The organism is Prauserella cavernicola, from assembly GCF_016595675.1.
GTDB classification, from domain to species: Bacteria; Actinomycetota; Actinomycetes; order Mycobacteriales; family Pseudonocardiaceae; genus Prauserella_A; species Prauserella_A cavernicola.
On the sequence record NZ_JAENJH010000070.1, the window covers coordinates 1 to 290 of the forward strand.

Genomic DNA, 290 nt, shown 5'->3' on the forward strand with positions numbered 1-290 from the left:
TTCACCGTCAGCCTACGCCAAGGGTCTTCTGCAGCGCCAAGCTCGCCTTGCGGGCCCTGTCCTTGACGGCCTCGCGCCGCTCGGCGTCGGCCTCGTAGTCGGCCTTGCGGTCGCGCACCACGCGCGCGGGCGAGCCCACCGCGATGGCGTAGTCGGGGCTGTCGCCGCGCACCTCGGCGTGGGCGCCGAGCACGCAGCCCCTGCCCACGCGCGTGCCCTTGAGCACCGTCACCTTCGTGCCGATCCAGGTGTCGGGGCCGATCCGTACCGGCGACTTGATGATCCCCTGG

General features: G+C 72.4%; 1 protein-coding gene. It reads right to left on the reverse strand.

Going from position 1 to position 290, the window contains the following annotated elements:
* Positions 1-7: 7 nt before the first annotated feature.
* A partial coding sequence (locus tag JHE00_RS34740) for an acyltransferase (RefSeq protein ID WP_443678466.1) occupies positions 8-290 on the reverse strand: 283 nt, incomplete at its 5' end.